At 34.8% G+C, this 7,052-nt stretch carries 7 protein-coding genes; 5 read left to right on the top strand and 2 right to left on the bottom strand.

All coding sequences use genetic code 11. The features are described 5' to 3' along the window. Positions 1-143 precede the first annotated feature (143 nt). From Q5Y73_RS23320 to Q5Y73_RS23310, 3 genes are all read left to right on the top strand, one after another. Positions 144-509, top strand: coding sequence for a hypothetical protein (locus Q5Y73_RS23320; protein ID WP_305994333.1), 366 nt, complete (start codon positions 144-146; stop codon positions 507-509). A 150-nt stretch (positions 510-659) separates the two neighbouring features. After that, positions 660-1,214, top strand: a complete 555-nt coding sequence (locus Q5Y73_RS23315; RefSeq protein WP_305994332.1) for a PadR family transcriptional regulator — start codon at positions 660-662, stop codon at positions 1,212-1,214. Positions 1,215-1,313: 99 nt separating this feature from the next. Next, positions 1,314-1,808: an anthrone oxygenase family protein gene (locus tag Q5Y73_RS23310; protein WP_305994331.1), complete on the top strand. Its 495-nt coding sequence runs from the start codon at positions 1,314-1,316 to the stop codon at positions 1,806-1,808. 217 nt (positions 1,809-2,025) lie between these two features. On the opposite strand, the gene Q5Y73_RS23305 is transcribed toward Q5Y73_RS23310, so the two are convergent. Next, the gene (locus tag Q5Y73_RS23305; RefSeq protein WP_305994330.1) at positions 2,026-2,823 is read right to left on the bottom strand and encodes an alpha/beta hydrolase family protein; all 798 of its coding nucleotides are present in this window, start codon (positions 2,821-2,823) and stop codon (positions 2,026-2,028) included. Positions 2,824-3,040: 217 nt separating this feature from the next. On the opposite strand from Q5Y73_RS23305, the gene Q5Y73_RS23300 reads away from it, so the two are divergent. Next, complete coding sequence (locus Q5Y73_RS23300) at positions 3,041-3,562, top strand: DUF4275 family protein (RefSeq protein ID WP_305994329.1); 522 nt, start codon at positions 3,041-3,043, stop codon at positions 3,560-3,562. 287 nt (positions 3,563-3,849) lie between these two features. On the opposite strand, the gene Q5Y73_RS23295 is transcribed toward Q5Y73_RS23300, so the two are convergent. Then, positions 3,850-5,211, bottom strand: a complete 1,362-nt coding sequence (locus Q5Y73_RS23295; protein WP_305994328.1) for an MATE family efflux transporter — start codon at positions 5,209-5,211, stop codon at positions 3,850-3,852. A gap of 319 nt (positions 5,212-5,530) precedes the next feature. Between Q5Y73_RS23295 and adh the strand changes: the two genes are divergently transcribed. Continuing rightward, the gene (gene adh / locus Q5Y73_RS23290) at positions 5,531-7,051 is read left to right on the top strand and encodes an aldehyde dehydrogenase (RefSeq protein WP_305994327.1); all 1,521 of its coding nucleotides are present in this window, start codon (positions 5,531-5,533) and stop codon (positions 7,049-7,051) included. Position 7,052: the final 1 nt, after the last annotated feature.

The following is a 7,052-nucleotide window of genomic DNA, read 5'->3' as shown; positions in this document are numbered from 1 at the left end:
TCTGGCGCTTTTCACTAAGAAAAGCGTCTTTCTTTATGAAATGGGGCAATATTGTGGAATAAAGCTATATTTTAAATTGAAATTTGAAGTTTGTACTTTTATAGTATAAGGGTATAAATGTTATGAAGGAAGGTGGCATTCTAGTGAAAACTAATCAAATCTATTTACTTATTATTGTTCTTGCTGTATTAGGTACTTACTGCTCCAATATTTATACGATTTCTTTCCCAGATAAATTCGACTTACCTGATAAGGGATTCTATACAGTTTTTTATATACAGGATAAAGGTTCAGAATCTCAAAGTGAATTGCCTGACTTCCTAAATCCTTCTACTCCACATAAAATGTCCACATTAATTTTAAAGAACCGGGAAGATTTCAACGAATTATATGGGGAGAATATTGAAAAAACTCCTTATTTTATTTTTGTGGACTCTGAAGAGACTATATTTCAAACATCAGACTTGAAAGAAGCAGGATTATTCTTTGAAGAGAATGTTTATAAATGATATGTGTAGGCAGCATTGTTTTATTTAAAATAACTCAAAAGATTATAATAGAAGATAAGTTGACTGATATGAGATGGGATAGTATATTAAATGCACATTCATTATTTAAATTTGAGTAGTTCACTATTAGTAGCAGAAGGAGTAATAATTATGAATAAACCACAGTTTATTGTATTAGGTATTTTGGAACAGTTAGGACAAGGAAGTGGGTATGATATTAAACAAATGTATGATCTTAAAAAAGTAGATCAGTGGTTAGATGTCAAAATAGGTTCAATTTATCATGCAATTAAGCAGTTACACAAAGATGGATATATCCATGAAGTGGAAAAAAAGCAAGCAGGGAAATACCCAGAGAAAACAATTTATACAGTAACAGAAAAGGGAAAAAATCGATTTGATTTGTTGCAGGAAAAGGCATTTTTGGGTTTGTTTCCTGACTTTTACGGATTTAAATTAGCACTAAAATTTAATGAAAGACGTACAAAAAATGAAATTAAAGAATACGCAAAAATGGCAATTAAAATCATTGATGAAAAACTTGGGTCTATGGCAGAACACTTAAATTCACTAGACTCGGAAAACCATCGATTTCACTATGATGCTTTTTTTATTAAGCATGAGAAACATTTATTCCAAGCTGAGAAAGAATGGATTCAAGATGCAGTTAGAAATATTGACCTTATTATACCTGTACAAAAGTGAGCTTTAATTGAATCTTAAATAATGAGCTTTTGACAATCTATTCAAACTTGAATATAATGAACAAAACTAATCAAATTTGAATAGATTGGAGAGATGGTTATGAAAACAAGCTATTATGAAAATGGTACTTTGGCTATCGCATTGTTGATCATCGGCATTATGGCAGGCTTTTTCTATACTTACACAATAAATGTGAATTTGGCAATGCTAGAAGTGAGTGGTGAAATATATGCTACAGTACAATCTTTGTTTAATGAAAATGTTCGCCATTTTATGTTCTTCATCTTTTTCTTTGGAGGTGGGGTGGCATCAGTCATCGCAGTGTTAGCCAATATAAAGTACTATAAAACAATATCTTTTTGGTTGATTGTTTCAGCAGGAATTATTTACATTTTTGGAATCATTATTTTTACCGCTCAAGTGAATTTACCACTGAACTACGAAACTGAAAGTTGGAATCCACAAGCATTGCCTAAAGATTGGGAACAAACCCGTGATGATTGGAATCAAGCTAACTCAATTCGGGTCCTATTCTCCATGCTTTCTTTCATACTCTATATACTAGTTTTGGTTATTCGAGCATCAAAAAAATGAATAACATTATTCTATAATCTGGCGGGTTTAGTGAACAACTTAGATGAAAAAATATCAAATAAAAATGAACAACTCTGACAGGTCTATGTCAGAGTTGTGGTTTTGTTATATCTGATGAGGTGCTCTATTTGTATTTGACATTCCCTGTTCTATTCATGAAAGGAGGATGATCAAGGAGGTTAGGGAAGGATTTTATTATTTATGGTATGTCCAATTCTTAATTGTTGACTAGTAACTGAATCTCTTCCTTGACTGTTTGCCAGGCGGAAGAGGTAGTATTTGTTAACATGAGATGTTCTGCAGTAGGTAGATTAACATATTTTACACTATCTCCTGCCCTTTCTGCTTCACGATGATAGTGATCACTAATTCCGATCGGCACGTGGATATCAAGTGCACCATGAACTAGTGTCTGGTGGACACCGATTGGAAGAAGTTCAACAGGAGAAGCATGTTTGTAGCGCTTTGGATATTCCTCTGGCGAACCCCCTATTAATTCAGCTGTTGGATTATCTGGTTCACGAGATAGCACCTGATCACGATAATGATGAACACCATGCATCATTTCAAGGTCGTTCACTCCAGCAAGGCTAACAGTACCAAGAATAGAGATAGGGTCTTCGATGAAAAGCTCGCTATCCCTTGCAATACGATGACGTGCAGCAATCCAGGTCGCGAGATGACCACCAGCGGAATGACCAATTGTGACAACCTTATTCAGGTCGAGCGGATAAGACTCTGAAAGGGTACGTATGTAGTCACTCGCGTTCGCAGCATCAATTAATGTACCTGGCCAACCTCCACCTTCCTGACCAGTGCGACGGTATTCAATGTTCCATGTTGCGAACCCGCTTGCTGTTAAGTCCTGAGCAGCCGGTCTCATCCTCTCAAGCGTGACTCGTTTTCGCCAGAATCCACCATGAATGACGATGGCAACAGGATGAGGCCCTTCACCTTCAGGAAGAAGTAGTTCCCCAAATTGATTTTGATTTGTTCCGTAAAATATTTTATCCATTCTTAGTTCACCTCAAATGTTGATGATTGATTCTAATTTTATTAAAACATAGTTTGTATTCGAAACAAAGTTATAGCCATTTGTCAGCTTGCCCTCAATCCCCAATAATGTGTTTAAACCACAAGAGCAACGATTTGTGTATAATTATGATATAAAAAAAGTTAGAAGTGAGAAGTCGAATAGAACTAAAATAAAAAACTCAATAGTAGGTGGATGTGTGAATACATATAGAGAACGATTAAATACAATTGTTGAGAAGTTACCCTATGAAGGTGTTTTTGAACTATTGTTTATAGCTGAAGCTGTAAAAAATAGATATGATTTTAAAGATGAAATGAAGAGTAAAGGTGTTATTGTAAATTACCTTGATTCAGCAGAAAAATTGAAGAGACAATGGGAAGAAAAGTTTACTAGCTGTATTAGTAAAAACAAAAAAGATGAAATCTATTTATATCAATATTTATGGCATGTTTTCAGCTATGAATTACTACCACATGAAGAAAAAGAAAATGCGATCAAAGCTTTTGACAATGAAAAGAAGAATAAATGCTATGTTTTTTATCAGAATCAAAATCATATTACCGGGTTTCCATTGAAGCTTGAAAATGCCGAAAAAATTAAAGCAGAGGATTTTAAAGGCGAACAAGATCTATATATAGTTGATGAAAACTTTACATGGACTTACGTACAAACACATGAACAAGAGTGGGGTTTAGGTCCTTATTTTTATAAACTATAAACTAACTTTCACTAAATTTATCAACTAAATCAAACAGTGATTTAACTTGATTTAAAAGAGCTTGTCTTAATGTATCTAATTCAGCATGTGTTTCTTAGTAATAAAATGATTATAAAGAATATTTTTTCATTTCTTTACGTCATTTCTATTCATGAATAAGAAATTATAGTCATTCTCATTTTTAATAAAGTAGCACTGTCAACTAAATAAGAGTGCTACTTTATTAAAATTATGGTAAATCTAAGTGGTCAACTTCTATCCAAGTGTTTTCTGGTGATTTGTATATTCTATGTCTCTGTTTGTTTTTTTGTTTTAACCAAAGCCATCTTTTCCCAAACGCGGGAACGCCATCTCCACAGCATGGCCAAACCTCTCAGCCATTCATCTAAAATATATCCGATCCAAATCCCATAAAGTCCAAATCCGAAATGAACACCTAAAATATAAGCAGTTGGAACACTAACCCCCCACATGAATATAGCCCCCATATAAACAGGAAACTTAACATCTCCAGCAGCTCTTAATGAGTTGTTGATGACAAGGTTTAACGCTCTTCCAGGTTCAAGAATAATAGTCAATAATAATAAACCGAGTCCTAAGCTTATAATCTCAGCATTATCAGTAAAACGACTCAACAATGGTTCACCAACAATATAAAAAATAGCTGCAATCATCAAACTTATGAACATTCCTATTTTTAAGCTGCGCATAACCTGTTTATAAGCTTTTTCATTTTCTCCTGCTCCGATATGTCGCCCAACGATAATTTGTGTTCCTTGTCCAATAGCAAGTGAAAATAATAGGATGTAAAAGATAAGATTAAATACATATATACGAGTATTAATGAACATTGTTCCAAGCAACCCTATAAAGGCTACAATGGTAAGCTGCTGTGTATTATAAAACAAACCTTCACCTGCAGCTGGTACTCCTATTTTTAAAAGCTTTTTAACATGTTCTTTTGGAAAATAAAATAGATGTCGGAAGTGGATAGGCTGTTTTACTTTTCGAATTAAAAAGATAAATAGGATGGAGAGACCAATGGCTCGGCTGACAACAGTAGATATCGCAACACCAGTAACACCTAATACTGGAATTCCAAATGGCCCAAAGATAAATAAATAATTACCAATAACATTAATGAGATTCATTGCAAGCGTGGCATACATCGTTTGTCTGGTAAATCCATGACTTCGAATGATGCCTGAAGCTGTCATGATTAGAGCTTGAATAAACAAAAAGGCACTGGTGATTTGTAAATAAGCTTTAGCCTCACTCATTAACTCTGGCGTTGTGTTTAATAATTTTAAAGCAAATGGTGCACTTATGAATAAAACTAGACTAAGTGCAATTCCAATAACAATATTTAAAGAAATAGATGTTCTTCCAATTTCAAAAGCCGCTTTTTTATTTTCTGCTCCTAGATTTTGAGAGATAAGAATCGTAGTACCTGTTACAACAATACCAAACAGAAGAATGATGAAGTTTTGAATTTGATTTGAAATTCCAACTGCACCAACCGAATTGTCTGAATACTGACTGAGCATGATTGTATCAGCAGTACCCATCATTATATAAAGTAGAAACTCAATGAAAATGGGCCAGGTTATATGGAAAAGAGATAATTTTTTGTTTGATTTTTCGCTCATCTTTTTGCTCCTAAAATATTTCAGTTTATCTTTAAATTTTCATCTATTTACTTATTATACAGCGAGTCCTTTTTTTAAGTAATTCGAACATTATATCACGTTTCATAATAGATGAATACATAAAAAATCACCATCTTAAGTTAATTATCGCATCAAATGTCTGATGATTCTTTAGTTTTGGATGAAAGGATGGGGGTTTATACATCAGACAAAAATAAGACGCAGCATTCTATCACTCCATATACTCGAATAAATTAGGAGTAGACAGACAACCTTTGGTAAACCTCATCAATTATAAATTCGTGAGGAGGAAATAAGTATGATTTATGCTGCACCAGGAACAGAAGAAGCTTTACTACATTTTAAAAAAAGGTATGATAATTTCATTGGGGGAGAGTGGACTGCTCCAGCAAAAGGTGAATACTTTGAAAATGTGAGTCCGGTGACAGGCCAAGTATTTTGTGAGGTAGCTCGCTCAAATGCAGAGGATATTAATAGAGCACTTGATGCTGCTCATAAGGCAAAAGATAACTGGGGGAAAACCTCAGTTACAGAAAGATCTCAAATTTTGAACAAAATTGCAGATCGAATGGAAGAAAACCTTGAGACGTTAGCTGTAGCTGAAACATGGGACAATGGTAAACCTATTCGTGAAACAACGATAGCTGACTTACCGTTAGCTATTGATCATTTTCGCTACTTTGCTGGATGTATTCGAGCACAGGAAGGAAGTTTAGGAGAGCTTGATGAGGACACCGTGTCTTATCATTTTCCTGAACCTCTTGGTGTCGTAGGGCAAATTATACCTTGGAATTTCCCATTGTTGATGGCCGCTTGGAAACTTGCACCTGCTCTAGCTGCAGGGAATTGTGTTGTTATTAAACCGGCGGAGCAAACACCAGCATCGATTATGGTATGGGCGGAGCTCATACAAGATTTATTGCCTCCAGGCGTATTGAATATTGTAAATGGCTTTGGAGTTGAAGCTGGAAAGCCGCTTGCATCAAGTGATCGCATCGCAAAAATTGCTTTTACAGGAGAAACAACAACAGGGCGTTTGATCATGCAATACGCATCTAATAACATTATCCCTGTCACTCTTGAATTGGGAGGGAAATCCCCAAATATATTTTTCAAAGATGTGATGGATCAAGATGATGACTTTTTGGATAAATCGATTGAAGGATTTTCTATGTTTGCCTTAAATCAAGGTGAGGTTTGTACTTGTCCATCACGTGCTTTAATTCATGAATCTATATATGATCAGTTTATGGAAAGAGTTTTAACTCGTGTTGGAGAAATTAAACAAGGAAATCCACTAAATATGGAAACGATGATCGGTGCCCAAGCTTCATCTGAACAAATGGAGAAAATCCTTGCCTATTTTGATATTGCTGGTCAAGAAGGTGCAGAAAGACTGATAGGTGGAAAAAGGAATGTTCTTGAAAGCGAATTCAAAGATGGTTATTATATTGAGCCTACGATTTTCAAAGGGAATAATAAAATGCGTATTTTCCAAGAAGAAATTTTTGGTCCTGTTGTTTCCGTTACAACATTTAAGGATGAGGAAGAGGCTCTGGAAATTGCAAACAATACTTTATACGGATTAGGTGCAGGCGTTTGGACAAGAAATATGAATACTGCCTACCGTTTTGGTAGAAACATTCAAGCTGGTCGAGTGTGGACAAATTGTTATCATGCTTATCCAGCACATGCAGCATTCGGAGGATATAAAATGTCCGGTATTGGCAGAGAGACACACAAAATGATGTTAAATCATTATCAACAAACTAAAAATCTACTAATTAGTTATAGCCCAAAAGCGTTAGGATTTTATTAAA

The sequence above is a fragment of the Chengkuizengella axinellae genome (genome assembly GCF_030730905.1).
GTDB lineage: Bacteria > Bacillota > Bacilli > Paenibacillales > KCTC-33759 > Chengkuizengella > Chengkuizengella axinellae.
Note: the sequence above shows the minus strand (reverse complement) of the source record. Positions and strands in the feature narration are given on the sequence as shown.